We start from the raw sequence: 18722 nt of genomic DNA on the forward strand, positions 1-18722 counted from the left end.
GACTGTAATTGATAAACCCCATGAACTTAAAAAAAACGTTGATGCTGATTCCGGCGGGATGTCTGATGGCAAGCCTGATGATCGCTTCTTACCAGCACGTTAACCCAAGCACTTTTCAAAGTTCAAAGCTGGACAGCCTATATAAAGACCTCACCGAAGCTCAAAAACGATCACCAAAATACGCAGTAGCGGGCCTTTCCGTAACAAACGGGTTGGAAGCAACACTTTTTGCCTCAGAACCAACCATTACCAACCCTACCAACATTGATGTGGATCATTTGGGGCGGGTTTGGGTTTGCGAAGCCTATAATTACCGGCCAGCGATCAATGGTAACCCCACCAAAAACGAAGGCGACCGCATCCTGATCATGGAGGATTCCGATGGCGATGGTAAATCGGATAAAACGACTGTTTTTTATCAGGGAAAAGAGATTAATTCTCCGCTTGGGATCTGGGTCATGGGTAACCGGGTCGTGGTTTCTCAAAGTCCTTACGTATGGCTTTTCACTGATGAAAATAATGATGGGAAAGCTGATAAAAAAGATGTGATCTTCGAAGGAGTAGGCGGTGAGCAGCACGACCACGGCATGCACGCATTCATTTTCGGGCCGGATGGAAAGTTGTATTTCAATTTTGGCAATGAGGGCGGACATTTATTGGATGGCAAGGGAAATCCGGTGATTGGAAAAGATGGGCAGCCGATTGATTTCAAAAAACTAAAACAGGGAATGGTGTTCCGCTGCGACCCAGATTTCAAGAATATCGAGGTTTTGGGTAATAATTTCAGGAATAATTATGAAGTCGCGGTGGATAGTTACGGCACTATGTGGCAGTCTGATAATGATGATGACGGCAACAAAGGCGTGCGGATCAATTATGTCATGCAATATGGCAATTACGGTTATACGGATGAGGTTACCGGCGCTGGCTGGCGCGCTAACCGCACCAATATGGAGGATTCAATTCCTTATCGCCACTGGCATTTAAATGATCCGGGTGTGGTTCCCAATTTGCTGCAAACAGGCTCAGGATCGCCAACGGGAATGGTCTTATATGAAGGTTCTCTTTTGCCAAAGGAATTTCAGAATCAAATGATCCACTGCGAGCCGGGGCATAATGTGGTTCGTTCTTACCCGGTTCAGAAATCAGGCGCAGGTTATACAGCCAAGATCGTGAATGTGGTTGATGGTAAAAGGGATCAATGGTTCCGGCCTTCCGACGTGTGCGTCGCGCCGGACGGGTCCCTCATCGTTTCCGACTGGTATGATCCGGGCGTAGGCGGCCACCAGGCAGGAGATCAGAACAGAGGCCGTTTATACAGAATTGCACCGACAAATACGCCTTACCGAATTCCAAAAACCGATTTAACAACGGCAAACGGTGCGGTCCAGGCATTGCAAAGCCCCAATCTTTCGGTTCGTTACCAGGCCTGGATGGCTTTGAATCAAATGGGTGAAAAAGCGATTCCATCATTAGAAAAGCTTTTTAAAGATAAAAAATCAGGCGACCGGATGCGCGCAAGAGCATTATGGTTACTTAGCAAATGGCCAGCTTCGAGCAAAAAGAACATTGATATAGCCATTAAAGACGCTAATCCTGATATGCGCATTGCTGCATTGCGTGCCGCAAGTGAGTTGAAAGATGTGGACATTACCAGTTACATTAGTCTGTTGGTTAAAGATGCTGAGCCTCAGGTGAGAAGAGAATGCGCATTGATCCTGCATCACAACAAATCGCCGAAAGCACCCGCATTATGGGCCGAGCTTGCATTGCAATATGATGGCAAAGATCGTTGGTATCTGGAAGCATTGGGAATCGGCGCTGACGATCAGTGGGATTCGTTTTTTAAAGCATGGCAAGCCAAAGTAGGAGCCAATGCAACGGCAACCCAGGCTGGAAAGGACATCGTTTGGCGGTCACGCGGTAAGGAATCAGTTCCTTTGCTGGCTTCACTTGCCGGTGATCCTAAAACAGATTTGAAAAGCAGGCTGCGTTACTTCCGTGCATTTGATTTCAACCCGGCTGCGAACGAAAAATCGATGGCCCTTTTGCAGATCATGAAAGGAAATTCACCTGAACAAACGCAGGTGAATGAGCTCGCATTAAGGCATTTAGATCCGGCATTTGTAAAACAAAATGCAGAGGCAATGGCCTCGCTCAAAAAGTTGCTCGACTCCTCCTTCGGAACGCCGGCATATCTTGAATTGGTGAGTAAATATGAATTGGAATCAGAGAACGCCAGATTGCTGGATATGGCGATAAATCAAGCTTCAACCAGAACGGGACCGGCTGCCGCCACGCAATTAATGAAACAAGGAGGCGGCAAAATGGTCCGGGACATTATCAAGGGTTCTGATGCTCCCAAAAGCGAAGGAATTGTGTCCGCATTGAGAGGTGTAGGAAGCAAGGAATCATTGGAAATATTGCAAACTGTTGCATTAGACGATAAATATCCTTCGGGTTTGCGCACAATCGCCGCCCGATCTTTGGGCGGGACTATGAATGGGGAAGATCAGGTTTTGGCTTTGTTGAAAGACGGAAAGCTAAGCGGCGAGCAAAAAGCAGCCGCTGTAAAGGGACTGAGTGGCGCATGGAGGAAATCGGTGAAGCTGGAAGCCGCCAAATACACCGACGGGGCAACAGTAGCAATCGCAAAACATCCGCAGGTGAAAGACCTGATCGGCATGAAGGGAGATTTATCCAAAGGAAAGCAAGTATTTACTTCCTACTGCTCAGTTTGCCACCAGGTAAATGGAGAAGGCATGGATTTCGGGCCGAAACTTTCTGAAATAGGAAGCAAATTGCCTAAGGAAGCCCAATACTCAGCCATTTTCGAGCCTAGCGCAGGAATTGGCTTTGGTTACGAAGGCTTTGAGGTAACATTAAAAGACGGCTCAACCGTCTCCGGAATCGTCGCCAGCAAAACAGAAACCGACCTGATCCTGAAATTTCCGGGAGGCTCAACCCAGGAATATAAAATGTCCCAAGTCAAATCCATCAAACAACTCAACGACTCCATGATGCCCGCTGGCTTGCAGGATGCCATGAGTACGGAGGAATTGGTTAGCTTGGTTGACTATTTGAGTGGATTGAAGAAGAAATAATGCCGTCGCGGGGATTTACCTTGCTGGATGAAATTTTCTTAAATAGAACAAGAAAATGATGTTCGCCGGTGTGTGGCTTCTCCGCAAACCTCAATATTCTTTTTTGTCAAGTCTCAAAGCGTATATCTTCTTTCAATCTTTGACAATCGTTTGGACCCTACCAAATATCCGAGCTAGTAAGTAAAACTAGTTGGAAATAAATCCCTCATTCTTTTCAAACTTCATTTCCTAATTCAGGAAACATCAGGTATTTTTATACGTTATTTGAGTAACCTGCATTATCAAATTTTGTTTTGAAACAATTCAATTTTACCAAGTCTGCATTGCTAGTTGCAGTTTTTACCGTTCTCCCCCATTTTTGTGGTTTTTGTCAACTTTCTGATTCATTAGTAGTTACCAACCCTGATAGCCTATACGCTACGCTGTCGGAACCCGAAAAAAGATTTTCCCGGAATGCAGTCCTCGGACTCAAAGTGGCCGACGGTCTCGAAGCCTCGCTGTTCGCTTCGGAGCCTGACGTGATCAATCCTATTAACATTGATGTAGACCACCGCGGACGTGTTTGGGCTTGTGAAGCTTACAATTATCGACCTGCTGTGAACGGCAAATCGGAGCTGGGACAGGGCGACCGCATTGTGATCATGGAAGATAAGGATGGTGATGGCAAGTCGGACTTGACCAAAGTTTTTTACCAGGGACCGGAGCTGAATGCGCCTTTGGGCATTTGGGTTATGGGTAACAAAGCGGTTGTTTCGCAAAGTCCTTATGTGTGGCTTTTTACCGATACAAATGGCGATGATAAGGCGGACAAAAAAGAGATTTTATTCAAAGGAATAGGTGGCTCGCAGAGTGATGCAGGCGTTCACGCATTTGTTTTCGGGCCGGATGGAAAGTTTTATTTCAACTTCGGAAATGCCGGAAGACAGCTTGTGGACGGCCAGGACAGGCCATTGCTCGATAAATTTGAAAGGCCAATCGATTTCAGACAGTTCAAGCAAGGCGTCGTTTTTAGATGTGATCAGGATTTTACCAAAGTTGAAATATTAGCTGAAAATTTCCGGATCGGATTTGAACTGGCTGTGGATAGCTTCGGAACTATGTGGCAGTCGGATCAGGAAGAGCCCGGCAATGGCGGCGACCGGGTTTCCTATGTGATGGAGAACGGAAATTTTGGATACATTGATGAAATGACGGGCGCTAGCTGGCGTCTTAACCGTACGAACTTAGAAGACGAGATCCCACGCAGGCATTGGCACCAGAATGATCCGGGCGTTGTTCCTAACCTCATTGAAACAGGCTCAGGTTTTCCAATGGGTATGACCATCTATGAAGGCGATTTACTGCCCCGGCGTTATCAGAATCAAATTTTACTCGCCGATGCGGGCCAGCAAAGCGTAAGCGGATTCCCGGTTGTGAATGATGGTGCAGGATACAAATCCACCGGCATACTTCCTATCATTGAAGGGACACGCGATAAATGGTTCAGGCCAACGGATGTATGCGTAGCGCCGGACGGTTCACTGATCATTTCAGACTGGTATGATCCAATAATTGGTTCGCATAAAATGAAGGACAAGAGCCGTGGCCGGATTTTCCGCGTTGCGCCGAAGGACTCGTTATATAAAATTCCTGTTTTTGACCTTTCCATTCCTGAACAGGCCGTAAAAGCATTACAAAGCCCCAATTTATCGATGCGTTACATGGCTTGGAATGCCTGCGTAAAGCATGGCTGGCAGGCTGAACCCTATCTGGAAGAGCTCTTTCGGTCTATCGTCGTGAATCCGCGGATCAGGGCACGGGCATTGTGGGTTTTGAACCGGATCGAAGGTTTTAATTACAGAAGTCTCGACATCGCATTCAGGGAAATGAACCCCAACCTGCGCATCACTGCATTGCGCGCTGTCAGGCAGCGAAACAGTGATCCAACTGAATACATTAAAAGGCTTACTGCCGATCCCGATCCGCAAGTGCGCAGAGAATGTGCGCTGGCGATTAATCACAACCATACTTACGAAGCATTGGACGTTTGGCTGCAATTGGCAAAACAATACAAAGGCAATGACCGTTGGTCGGTGGAAGCATTGAGCATCGGCGCTTTTGACCAATGGGAGCGGATTTTCCCCGCGTGGCTGGAAAGGGCAGGTACTAATCCTGTTGCCACAAGCGCCGGGAGGGACATTGTTTGGCTGGCCAGAACACGGCAAGCCATTCCATATTTAACAGCGGCGGCTTCGGATACAAGCGTGAGTTTTAAAAGCAGGCTGCGTTATTTCCGCGCATTTGACTTTTTCCATGCAGGTTACGAAAAATCACAAGCGTTGCTGAATGTGATGACAGTGAATTCATCTGACCGCATTGAAGTGAGCAAACTGGCATTGCTGCATTTGGATAAATCATTCGTTACCAACTCGCAGCAAGGGCTAACCGCATTGAACAAACTGCTCGACGAAACTTACGGCACAGAACATTACATCGACCTGATGACGCGCTACGAGCTGGAATCGGAAATGGACAGGTTGTTTAAATTGGCTTTGGACAAATCGGATGAGGTCGTTGGTCGCGATGCGGGCGCATTGTTGCTTGAACAAGCCGGCATTTCTTATGTTACGCAAAAGCTTGCCGGACTCAATGAAGCCAAGAAATCTTCGCTTTTGGCTTCTATACAAACGGTGGGAAGTCCGGAGTCCGTTTACTTACTCAGAAACACGGCATTGGATCCCAACGAAGCGCCTTCGGTCCGTAAGAATGCTGCGCAATATCTGGGTTCGAGCTGGCCCGGTGAAGAGGCGGTTGTGAAATTGCTTCGGGAAAACCGTTTGGCTGGTAATGTGAAAGAGTCGGCGTTGGAAGGAGTGAAAAATGCTTTCCGTGAAGAGATTAAAGTACAACTAGCGCCTTATCTGCCTCAGCCCGAAGTCGAAAAAAACACGGACCCCACAAAATCTGAAAGCAAAAGGGAAAAGAAAAGAAAGCGCAGAAGAAGCTAGGAATGCAAGTTTCCGGCTCAATTTGCGGTATATTTAGTTGCGCTGCATCTTTACATTTCTAAACAAAACTTAAAGAAATATGCTCCGCAGAAATTTTGTAAAATCTTCCCTTGGTCTGGCTGGTGCAGCAATTGCAGCAGGAGATGCTTTCGCAACCGCGCCAACGGCTAAAAATAAATTCAAGCTTAAATACGCGTCCCACTTCGGCATGTTTCAAAACAGCGCTGGCAAAGATGTGATTGATCAGCTGAAATTTATGGCTGACCAGGGTTTTATGGCGATTGAAGATAATGGCATGATGGGCAGGCCCGTGGAGCAGCAGGAAGCCATTGCCAAAGAAATGACGCGCCTGGGTATGCAAATGGGCGTTTTTGTGGTGGATAAAGGTGGAAACGGGGCCAATACACTAGCAGCAGGCAAGCAGGAATACATTGATATTTTCTTAAATGGCTGCAAAAAAGCGGTGGAAGTTGCCAAGCGCGTGAATGCCAAATGGATGACGGTTGTTCCGGGTGATTTTGAGAGAAATTTGCCTATTGGCGTGCAGACAGGTCATGTGATTGATGCATTGCGGCGCGGCGCGGAAATCCTTGAACCACATGGGTTAGTCATGGTTTTGGAGCCGTTAAGCGATTCGCCGAACCTGTTCCTGAGAACTTCCGATCAGACTTATGAAATATGCCGCGGGGTGAACAGTAAATCCTGCAAAATTCTGTACGACATTTATCACATGCAGAAAAACGAAGGCCGCTTGCTCTACAACATTGACAGAACTTGGAGTGAAATTGATTATTTCCAGATAGGGGATGAGCCGGGCCGTAAAGAGCCGACAACGGGTGAAATCAATTACAAAAACATTTTCAAATACATTTACGACCGCAGCAAAAAGGAAAACAAATCGTTCATAATGGGCATGGAACACGGCAATTTTTCGCCGGGTAAAGAGGGAGAAGAGGCGCTGATCAAAGCGTATGTGGAAAGTGACAACTTCGCGATCTAATGTTGTAAAAAAAAAGATTTTTAGCATGATATAAAAACAAAAACACCGGAGAGTAGCGATACTTCCGGTGTTTTTTTATGCCCGAGAGCAATAGTAGATTACAATACGACAACCGAGTTTTCAGCAGTTGCGTCAACGCCAGCAGCTACGTATTTATCTGCTGCCCAGTCGTTTTCCCATTTCGCGTCGTCAAGAATGTAACGGAATTGATATTCACCCGAAGCCAACTCAAGGCTAGCTTTGAATGACCCGTCTTTTTGTTTTTTCAATGCGATCGCTTCCTCAGGATTCCATCCGTTGAATTCACCAACCAGTGCAACTTTTTTTGCTTCAACTGCTGCTTCCGCAGGAACTGTAAATGTTACTTTATAAAGGGATTTACTCTTTACAAATTGTTTCGTTAATGCCATGATTATGTAGTGTTAAATAGTTGATGCGACAAATATACAATCAAAATTTATTCAAATCAATGAATATCAATATTATAAAGGAATTTCATCTTTGAATAATCATAATTAATCTTGGCAAGCGGTTTTCACCTTCAATAAAATTTGTCATGTAAAAATGCACTTGGGTACAAGGGTATGGTCTTTTTACGGTAAATCTTTTTAATTTCTGCATCGATAAGAGGCAAATAAGTAATCTATTTTTAAATCCTAAAACAGGAAGATCATGAACATTTCATTGGAACAAGCAGAAGCTATTATTGACGCGGCAAAAATAAAAGCAGCGGAACTCAATACCAAAATGAATATCTGTGTAGTGGACACGGGGGCTAATATTGTGGCTTTTGCACGCATGGACGGAGCCTGGTTAGGTTCGGCTGATATTGCTCAAAAAAAGGCCAAAACGGCCGTCTGGTTCACTATGGACACTGCCGCACTGAGTCCGCTGGTACAGCCTGGCGAGCCACTTTTTAACATTGAGCATTCTAATGGAGGGCTGATAACGTTCCCTGGCGGTGTTATCATTAAGAATTCCGGCGGAGAAATTATTGGTGCAATCGGTGTCAGTGGCAGCACAGTAGACGATGATCACGAAGTAGCGGCAGCTGGCGCAGCTTCATTATAAAAAAAAGTCCCGGCCGGAAATATCGGCTGGGACTTTTAACCCCATTTTTCAGAAATAGCTTCTTGGATAAAATTCTTGTTGCCTATTACCGTAACGTATAACGCATGCCGAGAAAACCCCTGATGCCTTGGTTCGGTGCAAAAACATAGGACGGGTCGAATGTCAAACGGTAAGGATTATCGGGCGTTGCGATCACCTGACCATGATCATCAAACTTTACACTCTTGTCGAACGGATCATTTGAACGCGCGATGGAATTGGCGGGTGGCGTGAAATTTAACAGGTTTTTCACCCCGCCGTATATTTCCAGACCATTATCAAATTTTTTAGTAACCTGTATGTTTTGTAAGGACCAAACGGGGGAAATCCTTGCGCGCGGATCCTCTTCACTTAGCACAGGAAGCCGCATGGGGCCATAAATGTTCCCCGTATAATCGAAGGAAATGCCTGATTTTTGAAACTCGTAGGAAACAGACCAGACGCCGGTATATTTTTCGGTCAGCACAGGCCGGAACCGGACGCCGTTTTCCTTTTGAAAATTCTCCATATAAGTGGCTCCGGCAATAATTTTTAATGGGAAGGGGAAGTTGAAATCCAGGTTTAGATTGATGCCCTTTGAAACTGCATAACCGTCCAGATTGTCGTAAATGATCTCATTGGGATTAGTGTCGTAATCGGGCAGGATCCGGTTTGTGAAATGGGTGTAGAAAATAGAAGCATCGAAGCCGATGAAAGAGCTTCCGGTCACGATCTTTTTGACATAATTCACATTCACATTCCAGCTTTGCTCAGGATCAAGGGCTTCTTTTAAGATAACCTGCCGTGAACCGGTTAATGCCGCGTGATCTTCGGTGAACAGGTTCACAATCCGGAAACCCCGGCCAATGTTCAGCCTGACGACATCGGTTTGGTTAAATTTGTATTTATAGGCCAGTCGTGGCGTAAAAATGCTTCCGTGGCGGCTGTTATAGTCATATCTGGCGCCCAGCAACAGCGCATGTGCCCCGGCTTTGATCTCGTCCTGGATGAAAATTCCGGGTAATAATATTTTGTCGGGATGATCTTTGCCGTCCAGAAATCGCGTCGCGGTGGTGTTATCATTATAAAATGTATAGCGAAAGGGCGTGCCAAAAAGCAGGTTATGCCTGCCGATTTCCTTATCCCACAAAAGCTGCGCAAATGCTATTTTCTGATCCGCATTAAAAATGACATTGCCATAGGTTGAATTCTGATTGTGAGAACTGAATGAATATTGCAAAGTCACTTTTTCGGACATGGGAAGCTGGTAAGTTCCTAAGACTTCAAAGCGTTTTGTATAAATGCTTTCCCCATAAACTTCGTTTCCGCCGCGAAATGTCTTGTTCCAATTCATTTGCCCGCCCCAGCGATCTTCGTAATAGTAACGTGCTGCGATGCTCGCCTGGCGGTTATTTTTTCTGTTAAAGGACCATTTGTTGAAAACTGAGATACGATTCTGTAATGTCAGATCCGTGAAGCCGTCTTTGTTGTTGTCGATGGGATTTTGATAATTGAAATAACTCACACCCAGCAGCGCACTGGCCTTTGAACCAGCTGTTAATTTCACGCCCAGGTCCACATTGTAATCCAGCCAGGAAGTGCTGAATGCATCCGCAGAAAATATAGGCGCTTTGGAAGGATTTTTTGTGATAATGTTGATCAAGCCACCAACCGCTTCCGAGCCATAAAGCGTTGAAGCCGGGCCTTTTACAATTTCAACTCTTTCGATCAGGCTGTTTGGGATTCCTGACAAACCATAAACTGTGGAAAGTCCGCTGACCATGGGCATGCCGTCGATGAGCACCATGGTGTAAGGGCCTTCCAATCCGTTGATGTGAATGTCGCCGGTGCTGCACACATTGCAATTGAGCTGCGGACGCACGCCGTTGACGTAGCTAAGGCCTTCGAAAATGCTGGGAACCGGGTTTTTGTAAATGAATTTGGCGGTAATAATGTCAACCGGAACAGGGCTGTCGAGTTTTGAAACTTCTTTCATTGTGCCGGTAACCACCACTTCCTCCAAAGCATTCGCGCCGGATTTCAGCACAAAATCACGAACCACATCCTTTTCAATGCGCACATTCTTCTCGGTAATGGATGGCATGGAAATGAAGCTTACGCGGATTGAATAATTTCCGTTTGGAATGCCTGCTATTTTGTAGTGCCCGAGCGAGTCGGCCGTTGCTCCGGTTTTCAATTCGTTAATATAGATCGAGGCACCAAATGCTGTTCCGCTGCCATCTTCCAGAATCACCTTTCCGGAAAGTGTGTGCTGCGCAATGCTTGGTAAGCTGAGTGTGCAAAAAAGCATTAGTATGAGTAACTTCATATATACTTAATCTTATATTTAATTGATCCTGAATATTAATTTAGACAAATCTAAAAATATAACTTGACAAACAGTAAATTTTAATTCGATTCATAAAAAAATCTTTTTGGAAACTATCCGGGCGTGACTTTCAGTTAGACAGATTGCTATGAACTGGAAAGATTTTTGTATCATTTCCACTTACTGAATAACTCATTATAACTATGCTGAAGAAATTTTTGAAACCAATGAAGCTTCCGGCGCCGGCCGATTGGGGTGTTTTGATTTTGCGTGTAGGCTTTTCGTTGCTCATGCTCACACACGGCTATGCTAAGCTGCAAAATCTGCTGGCAGGCGATCATTCATTCGCGGATCCGATTGGAATAGGGGAGGAGCTTTCACTTTATCTGACCATTTTTGCCGAGTTCGGCTGCTCCATTTTGCTGATCCTGGGACTTTTCAGCCGGGCGGTGTTGATTCCGTTGATTTTTACAATGGTCGTTGTGCTGCTCGTGATTCATGCGGAAGATCCATTTGACAAAAAAGAACACGCGTTGTCGTTTCTGATCGTATATGTGACCTTGTTTCTCACCGGGCCGGGGCGCTTTTCTGTGGATAGCGGTCTGTATAAATAAAAAAAACCTCTCCGGGAAGGAGAGGTTTTCAATGCATTCAATTGTGAAAAATCTATTGTGACCATTGCGTTGGAGAACGATCCCAACGGTGTTGTTTCAACTTTTCGGCCAGTTTAGGATCGAGTAACTTGCCATCGCTGGCGGAAACATTGGATCGTACGTGCGGTAACTTGCGCATACCCGGGATCGTGGTATGCACGTCCGGATTGTTCAGTATAAATCTTAATGCGAGCTCGGGCATTGTCATGCCTTCCGGGATGTCTGCTTTCAAAGCTTCGGCATGATCAACGCTGGAATTCAGGTTTTCAGGCACGAAGTAAGTTGAACGCCAGTCGTCGGCCGGGAATGTTGTTTCTTTGGTCAGTGTGCCCGTTAATGTTCCTTCATCAAACGGAACGCGGGATATGACGCCGATATCCAGTTTCTTGCAAAGCGGGAAAAGATTGTCTTCCGGTGCCTGATCAAAAATATTGTAAATAACCTGAACGGCGTCTATCAAGCCAGTTTCAAGCGTTTTTAGCACATTATCCGGCTCCCAACGGTTCACGCTGATGCCCCAACGTTCCACTTTTCCTTCCTGCGTGAGTTTTTGAATGGCTTCTTTCCACTCATCTTCCTGCGCCCAGCTATCTTCCCAAACATGGAATTGAAGCAAGTCAATGCGTTCTGTGCCCAAATTTTGAAGACTTTTCTCCGTGTATTCCACAATGTAATCCGCAGGGAACACATCTTTTAAAGAGGAGCCAGGCTTCGATGGCCATTGGCGGTTTTTTGGTGGAATTTTGGTGGCAGCATACAATTTGCGGTCCGGGTAACGGCGGATCAGGTCGCCTAGGATGCGCTCGCTGAGGCCTTCGCCATATCCCCAGGCTGTGTCAAAGAAATTAACGCCCGATTCAACGGCCAGATTAAGCGAGTCATCTGTTTCCTTACGGTCGGAGCCGGTCCAGCCTGCAAGTCCCCACATTCCATAACCTATTTCGCTGATCTGCCAGCCACTACGTCCAAAACGACGGTTTTGCATTGTATAGTAAATTTAGTGTTCATGGATTAAAGCTTCGGAATGCGTCTTTTTAATGTATATGAAATACATTTGTAAGATTTTAAGTTCAGAAAGCGCAGATAACTAACGTTTTTCAATTAAACCGATCAGTGAGACACAAAGGATCAATGGTAAATGCATTGTTGATGACAGTAAAAAGAATTGCCGGAATTGTCTTGATCCTCAGCATTTGCGGCTGGGTCAATGAAGACAAGCCTTCCGAAAAAATGACCGAATACTGTGCTGCATTCAACCAGATGCAGCTCGACATCCGGGACAATGTGATCTCGCCGGACTCTGGGCGCCTGGCTTTCCGCACTGTAATGCAGCAAATCCGAAGTGAATTTAAAAGAGACACTTGCCGCGCAATTGACTCGTCCTATTTTGTTTATCCTGTCAAAGGTTACACGCCGCGCGAATCCATTGGCGGTCGGGGGAGAGGTTACCGGGGAGATGGTTTTGATCTTTTTGACAACGAAGTAAAAGGAAGCCATCCTGCGCACGACCTTTTCATCAAAGACAAAGACCAGGATAATCTGGACGACCGGACATGGAAAGCCGTTGACGTCCTGTCATTTACCTCAGGCGTTGTTATTGCCACAGAAACGGGCTGGAAATACAACAGCGAATTTCGTGGCGGAAACTGGATCTGGATTTACGATCCCTGCCTCGACGGCCTTTTCTACTACGCGCACAACAACATGGTTGAAGTGCAGCCCGGACAATGGGTGAATGCTGGTGATAAAATTGCGGAAATGGGCCGCTCCGGTTATAATGCTTATCAAAAACGATCTCCCACGCACCTGCACCTGATGTATCTGCAACTGGATGAATATGCAATGCCGGTGCCCGTCAACACTTATGACTGGCTGCTTATGGGAACGGTGAAGGATGGGTTCGTTCTGTAATGATTGGGATTGACGCTATTAATTAATAAATTGTAGCTCACTCAATTACTATTCCTATAAATCATTTTTTATGAACAACCGCCGGTCCTTTTTCCGAAAGAGCGCGGCCATTGGCTTTGGCGCCTTTGGTCTCAACAGTCTTTATAATGAACTGCACGCCGAACATTTCAGCGAAGCCGAAAAGCTCTGGAATGATAACAGTGCAGACAATGAAGATTACTGGTCGGTGATTCAGGATGCTTACACGGCGAGCAAGAGCGAGATCATTATCCTCAATAACGGCGGCGTTTCACCTTCTCCGATTGCGGTGCAGGAAGCTTTGGGAAAATACAATAAAGCCGCCGCGCAGGGACCTTCCTATTACATGTGGCGGATCATTGATAAAGGTCGCGAACCCCTCCGCCAGCGTCTGGCCAAACTAGCCGGTTGCGATGCAGAAGAAATAGCGATTAACCGGAATGCGACCGAGGCGCTTAACACCATTATTTTCGGTCTGCCGCTTGAAAAAGGCGACGAGATCATTGGCACCATTCAGGATTATCCGAACATGATCCAGGCATGGAAGCAAAGGGAAATGCGGGATGGATTGGTTTACAAGCAGTTATCATTTGATTTTCCGATTGAAAACGACGAGCAGATTGTGAAAGCATATGCCGACGCGGTTACGCCAAAGACCAGGATCATTCACGTTACGCACATTATCAACTGGGTTGGGCAGATTATGCCGGTGAAAAAGATCTGCGATATGGCGCATAGTAAAGGCATTGAGGTGGTTGTGGATGGTGCGCATACATTTGGTTTGCTGGATTACAAAATCCCCGACCTGGATTGCGACTATTTTGGGACGAGCCTGCACAAGTTTTTGAGCGCACCCGTGGGAAGCGGCATGATGTGGATCAAGAAAGAGAAAATTGAAAAAATATGGCCGTTACTATGCAACAGCCAGCCCAAAAGCAAGAATATCCGCAAGTTCGAAACATTAGGAACACGGAGTTTTTGCATTGAACAAGCCATTGGTGAAGCCATTAATTTCCAGGAGGGCATCGGCTCCAAAAGAAAGCAGGAGCGGGTGCATTATCTGAAAAAATACTGGGCTGAAAAAGCACTGCAAATTCCAGGCGTAAAGATCCATACGTCACTGAAACCCGAATATTCCTGCGCCATTGCCGGCGTGAGCATTGATGGCATGAAGCCCGAGGAACTGGATAGCAAATTGATGAAAGATCACCAGATCCATACGGTGGGCATTAATTGGGAAAACATTCATTGTGTGCGGGTTACACCTCATGTTTATACCAAGATCAGTGATCTGGATAAACTGGTCGGCGCGCTGGAAAAGATCGCGAAAAAGGCCTGATAATTGAATAAAAGATTATTTTGAAGAGCATAATCAGCACCTGTGAAGGTTGGTTATGCTTTTTTATTTTATAGTATAAATGACATTAAACCGTTTATAGTAGATAAGGATTTTAAAGTCGGTAAATTCAACCATTCGAACGCATTAAGCTTTTTATCGGAGCCTTAAATCTTTATTTTTGATATCATCAGCTAAAAACCTAATCAAATGACGCAATTACGAAAGGGTTCTTTCCTCAAAAGGGCCAAAGATATAAGCATCAGCAGCGCATTGGCACTCACCATTTTATCGTCCGGGATCGGAATGACGGGATGCGGTTCCAATGAAGACGAAGAAGCTTACAGTTACGAAGAGACCAATTATTCCAAAGGCATCCGCTCGCACATTAAGGAGGTTAAGCCCGGAGAATTCAAGATCACAGATGAAGAAAGCGTTGAAGCAGACAAGTCCGTTGCCATTGTCACTTATCTCGATGGCCACACCGATTCGCTGAGCACAGCCGCAGCCAAAGCGTTGATCGACGATGAAATTCGCAACAACCAATCTTCCGTGGGGCACCATAGCGGCCTGTCTACCATGCTTTTATACGGCGGGATGGGTTATATGCTTGGAAGAAGTTCCAACAATGCCTACATGAACAACTATCGTGGAAACGGCAGTGCCGCCAGAGGATTTTACGCAGATCCTAACGCTTATAGCAAGTCGCAAGGCGCTGTGCAGCAGGCCAATGCTTCCCGCACAACCCGCATGGTGACTTCCCGTCCCAAAGGCGGCAGAAATGGTTTCTTCGGACGTTCCTCAGGCAGAAGCGGAGGTTAAAATCAGGATTATGATCAAATTAAAATCGCTTCCCAATCACCCGGAACAAGGGCTACAAAAAGTGGGCTGGGATTGGATGCTGGGTGCCGACACGGCTCCTTATGTGGTGAGCGACGTCGTTGTCGTTAACGAGGAGCAGGCTGTTCAATATTACGAGGCTGCCGGAACATTGTATGAAATGCTGGTTGAAGCCGGGCAATATGCCATTGATAACCAGCTTTATAAAGAAATGGGCATTCCTGAAAACCTCAGAGAACTGATCGAGCTCTCCTGGCAGGACGACCGCCACATTCACTTATATGGCCGTTTCGACCTGGCCGGCGGCATCGACGGCGAGCCTGTTAAACTGATCGAGTTCAATGCGGATACAGCCACCTGTATTCCCGAAACGGCTGTTGTGCAGTGGGCGCATTTGCGCATGAACGGGCTGGACGAATCGCAGCAGTTCAACACACTTTATGAGACGCTCATAAACCAATTTCGTTTCCTCAAAGAGGCAAATAATGATCTGGACGCCTCTATTCTGTTCTCCACCATGCGCGGTTACCCGGAGGACGACACCAATGTTGCTTTACTAACCGAAGCCGCAAGGGAGGCTGGATTTGACACGGATTTTGCTTATATAGAGGAAGTTGAGTTTTCCAATGGCGAAGGCATTTTCAAAATGGTGCCAGACTCCAATGACTTTCTGCGCTTTGATTTTTGGTTTAAGCTTGTTCCCTGGGAGTATATCGGCAATGATGAACCGGAGCTGGCTGTCATGCTTACTGAAATTGTGAAAAATCGAAAAGCTGTGATCCTCAATCCGGCCTATACGCTTTTGTTTCAATCGAAATATATTCTTAAAGTCTTGTGGGACCTTTACCCATATCACCCGCTGCTGCTTCAAACGGAGCGATATGCATTGCCGCATAAAAAATCAGTGCGAAAAGTGCTTTTCGGTCGTGAAGGAGCTAATGTTTCGATCCTCGAAAAAGGAGGCGAAGTGCTGGAAACCGTTGACGGTGAATACGATGATCAGCAAAAGATCTATCAGGAATACTTGGATTTTCCAACCGATGGGGCCGGAAATTCGTATCAGGCGGGCGTCTTCTACGCAGGCGAGGCTTGTGCGCTGGGCTTTCGCCGGGGTGGGAAAATCCTGGATAACAAAGCACAATTCGTGGGTCACCTGGTTGACTAATCCCTTGAAAGTGACCGCACACTAACTGAGACGACCGTTTGCTCATCTTTTTGGGAAATAATCATTTTGTCTGGCAAAGTTTGTAATGCTGTTGATGTATAACCACATCAGCGCATTCCGAAAATTCTTAAACATAGCCAGTCATGATACACGAGAAAATTTTTCAATTAAAAAGCGGACGAGAGGTCAAAGTCATAGTCAAAGGTTATTTCCTGCACGACAATCCACAACGCAGCACAGAATACGAAATATTGATCAGGGAGCCGAAGGAAAAATATTTCCGTGCACCCATTGGTATTAATCATCCGCAGTTTTGGAAGCTGAAAAGGCTGACAACGCAACAAGCAAAATTACTGGTGATGGAATATAGCGGGATCACACAGAGGCAGGTAAATCAAGCAGTTAATGAATTCAATTCCGTATTGAGTTTCCCCGCAGCCCACATTGGCTTGCAATTTGAAAGGGAATTAGTATAAAAACTCAATCCTGTTTATAATTTGCAAAAAGGATAATAACGGCTTCATTGCAAATCAATTTCTCTTCGGATTTTCACTTATAAAGCGGACAAATAACTTTCATATGAAAATGAAGTTGTTTAGTCCGCTTTTATATTTTTCATCGCAATTCACGGCTTGCAAACCGCCCGCGATTCTCCAATCTTACAAAATTTCCCTTCATTCGACCTGCATTTGTAGTATAAACGATTAAAAAGCACAAAAACAATGCTTTTAAACTTGGCCCATAGCCAAGTTACTTAACGTTTATAAAAAATCCATGAAAATCGGTTTTGATGCACAAGTTGCAATTATCACAGGAGCTGCCTCCGGCTTGGGACTTGTGATTGCCCATAAGCTTTTGAATGAAGGAGCTTATGTCGGTCTTTTCGATCAGAATACAGCAGCCCTACATGAAGAATTTATTGGCAATCCCGACAAGGAAGAGTTTGTCAGCGTTGATGTTACCGACCAGGAAATGGTAGAAAAAGCCGTGGAACAGATCATCGAACGCTTTGGAAAAATTGACATTCTGATCAATTGCGCAGGAATAACAGGCGCTACCAATGTCAAAAGTCACGAAGTGAGCACGGAAAACATTAAAAAGGTGTTCGACATTAATTTCATGGGCAGCTTTTATACTTCAAAGGCCGTTCTGCCGCACATGCTGGCCAATCATTACGGCCGCATTTTACACATTGCCTCCATTGCCGGAAAGGAAGGAAATGCCGGAATGCTGGCTTATTCCGCTTCAAAGGCTGCTGTTATCGGCATGACCAAAGTCCAGGGAAAAGAATATGCGGAAACGGGAATAACCATTAATGCGTTGGCCCCGGCTGTGATTGAAACGCCGCTGGTGCACGCTATGCCCGATGCGCAGGTGAAATATATGACGGATAAAATTCCGATGCGACGCTGTGGAACGCTGGAAGAAGCTGCTAATATGGCCGCATTCATTGTTTCTGCGGAAAATAGTTTCACCACTGGCTTCACATTCGATCTCTCCGGAGGAAGGGCCACGTACTGATTTGAACTTAAAAGTAATGAAAAGGCAATGGGCTATTTGCTATTCCTGTTGCTTTTTATACATTTGCATATTCTGACCAAATTTTAATATTACAACATTGCGCAGGATTTTATCCATACTGCTTTTGGGGTTGCTGCTTTACAACATGGTAGGCTATTCGATAGTTTACCTGTCGGAAGAAACGCATACCATTAGTGAGCGCGGAAAGGACCTGATTCATCAGTCAGAAAATTCGCAGAACATTGTTATTAAAGTGCCGGTTGCCGTTCCTTACCAGACCAACTGGGATGCACCGGAACAGGTTGAAGGTCAGATTTTGCATGAAGGGCGTTATTATCAAATGAAAAGCCGCCAGCTGATCAACGATACGCTTTATGTGCAATGCGAGTTTGATCAGGGCGCCCGCGAACGTTTCAGTGACTTGGCTACCAAAATCAATGATCAGGTAACCGGCAATGCGCCCAATCCGCAGAAGGATCAGCATTCCAACATTCTCAAAAATTTTGTAAAAGAATACATGTCCCAGGACAGGAAACATGTATTTTATTTACTCGAATGGGCGCCTGCCCAGGAAGTTGCTGTATCATCAGCACATTTCACTTTGTCCGAAAGACATTTTACCATTCCCTCGCCGCCACCCGATCTGGCTTAGTAACATCATTTCAAGTCTCCTGTTTGACCGCATTTCTATGGAAGTGTTTCAAAGTTGAACCTTAAATCAGCATAGATTGGCTGTTTTTGGTCCGGCTGCAAAAGGAGAAGAAATCTT

The 18722-nt window shown here is 45.7% G+C and carries 15 protein-coding genes; 12 read left to right on the forward strand and 3 right to left on the reverse strand.

Annotated features, from left to right (window positions below):
- The first annotated feature begins 20 nt into the window (after positions 1 to 20).
- The 3 genes from NFI81_RS23335 (at position 21) to NFI81_RS23345 (ending at position 7091) form a co-directional block, all read left to right on the forward strand.
- Positions 21 to 3104: a PVC-type heme-binding CxxCH protein gene (locus NFI81_RS23335; RefSeq protein ID WP_234615891.1), complete on the forward strand. Its 3084-nt coding sequence runs from the start codon at positions 21 to 23 to the stop codon at positions 3102 to 3104.
- Between the two features lie 293 nt (positions 3105 to 3397).
- Positions 3398 to 6091: a PVC-type heme-binding CxxCH protein gene (locus NFI81_RS23340; RefSeq protein WP_234615892.1), complete on the forward strand. Its 2694-nt coding sequence runs from the start codon at positions 3398 to 3400 to the stop codon at positions 6089 to 6091.
- A gap of 79 nt (positions 6092 to 6170) precedes the next feature.
- Positions 6171 to 7091 (forward strand): hydroxypyruvate isomerase family protein, encoded by a 921-nt coding sequence (locus NFI81_RS23345; RefSeq protein WP_234615893.1) that lies wholly within the window; start codon positions 6171 to 6173, stop codon positions 7089 to 7091.
- A 98-nt stretch (positions 7092 to 7189) separates the two neighbouring features.
- Here the strand turns inward: NFI81_RS23345 and NFI81_RS23350 are convergent, their stop codons facing one another.
- Positions 7190 to 7501, reverse strand: coding sequence for an isoamylase early set domain-containing protein (locus NFI81_RS23350; RefSeq protein ID WP_082215964.1), 312 nt, complete (start codon positions 7499 to 7501; stop codon positions 7190 to 7192).
- A gap of 262 nt (positions 7502 to 7763) precedes the next feature.
- Here NFI81_RS23350 and NFI81_RS23355 point away from each other — a divergent pair, with 262 nt between their 5' ends.
- Complete coding sequence (locus tag NFI81_RS23355; protein WP_234615894.1) at positions 7764 to 8162, forward strand: GlcG/HbpS family heme-binding protein; 399 nt, start codon at positions 7764 to 7766, stop codon at positions 8160 to 8162.
- Positions 8163 to 8247: 85 nt separating this feature from the next.
- Here NFI81_RS23355 and NFI81_RS23360 read toward each other — a convergent pair whose 3' ends face one another.
- Positions 8248 to 10509, reverse strand: coding sequence for a TonB-dependent receptor (locus NFI81_RS23360; protein WP_234615895.1), 2262 nt, complete (start codon positions 10507 to 10509; stop codon positions 8248 to 8250).
- 203 nt (positions 10510 to 10712) lie between these two features.
- On the opposite strand from NFI81_RS23360, the gene NFI81_RS23365 reads away from it, so the two are divergent.
- The gene (locus tag NFI81_RS23365) at positions 10713 to 11123 is read left to right on the forward strand and encodes a DoxX family protein (RefSeq protein WP_234615896.1); all 411 of its coding nucleotides are present in this window, start codon (positions 10713 to 10715) and stop codon (positions 11121 to 11123) included.
- 52 nt (positions 11124 to 11175) lie between these two features.
- Here the strand turns inward: NFI81_RS23365 and NFI81_RS23370 are convergent, their stop codons facing one another.
- Positions 11176 to 12147, reverse strand: coding sequence for an aldo/keto reductase (locus tag NFI81_RS23370; RefSeq protein ID WP_234615897.1), 972 nt, complete (start codon positions 12145 to 12147; stop codon positions 11176 to 11178).
- Positions 12148 to 12311: 164 nt separating this feature from the next.
- Here NFI81_RS23370 and NFI81_RS23375 point away from each other — a divergent pair, with 164 nt between their 5' ends.
- The 7 genes from NFI81_RS23375 to NFI81_RS23405 all read left to right on the forward strand — a co-directional run bounded on the left by NFI81_RS23375 (position 12312) and on the right by NFI81_RS23405 (position 18605).
- On the forward strand, positions 12312 to 13073 hold the full coding sequence (locus NFI81_RS23375) for a M23 family metallopeptidase (RefSeq protein ID WP_234615898.1): 762 nt from the start codon (positions 12312 to 12314) through the stop codon (positions 13071 to 13073).
- A 70-nt stretch (positions 13074 to 13143) separates the two neighbouring features.
- Entirely contained in the window at positions 13144 to 14430 is a 1287-nt protein-coding gene (locus tag NFI81_RS23380) for an aminotransferase class V-fold PLP-dependent enzyme (protein WP_234615899.1), read from the forward strand.
- A 207-nt stretch (positions 14431 to 14637) separates the two neighbouring features.
- A complete protein-coding gene (locus NFI81_RS23385; protein WP_234615900.1) occupies positions 14638 to 15249 on the forward strand; it encodes a Cj0371 family chemotaxis-regulating polar lipoprotein in 612 nt (203 codons plus the stop codon).
- A gap of 10 nt (positions 15250 to 15259) precedes the next feature.
- Complete coding sequence (locus tag NFI81_RS23390) at positions 15260 to 16432, forward strand: glutathionylspermidine synthase family protein (protein WP_234615901.1); 1173 nt, start codon at positions 15260 to 15262, stop codon at positions 16430 to 16432.
- Positions 16433 to 16575: 143 nt separating this feature from the next.
- Positions 16576 to 16908, forward strand: coding sequence for a hypothetical protein (locus NFI81_RS23395; protein WP_234615902.1), 333 nt, complete (start codon positions 16576 to 16578; stop codon positions 16906 to 16908).
- Positions 16909 to 17206: 298 nt separating this feature from the next.
- On the forward strand, positions 17207 to 17953 hold the full coding sequence (locus NFI81_RS23400; RefSeq protein ID WP_234615903.1) for an SDR family NAD(P)-dependent oxidoreductase: 747 nt from the start codon (positions 17207 to 17209) through the stop codon (positions 17951 to 17953).
- A gap of 97 nt (positions 17954 to 18050) precedes the next feature.
- Positions 18051 to 18605, forward strand: a complete 555-nt coding sequence (locus tag NFI81_RS23405; RefSeq protein WP_234615904.1) for a hypothetical protein — start codon at positions 18051 to 18053, stop codon at positions 18603 to 18605.
- Positions 18606 to 18722 lie beyond the last annotated feature (117 nt).

The sequence above is a fragment of the Dyadobacter fanqingshengii genome (genome assembly GCF_023822005.2).
GTDB classification, from domain to species: Bacteria; Bacteroidota; Bacteroidia; order Cytophagales; family Spirosomataceae; genus Dyadobacter; species Dyadobacter fanqingshengii.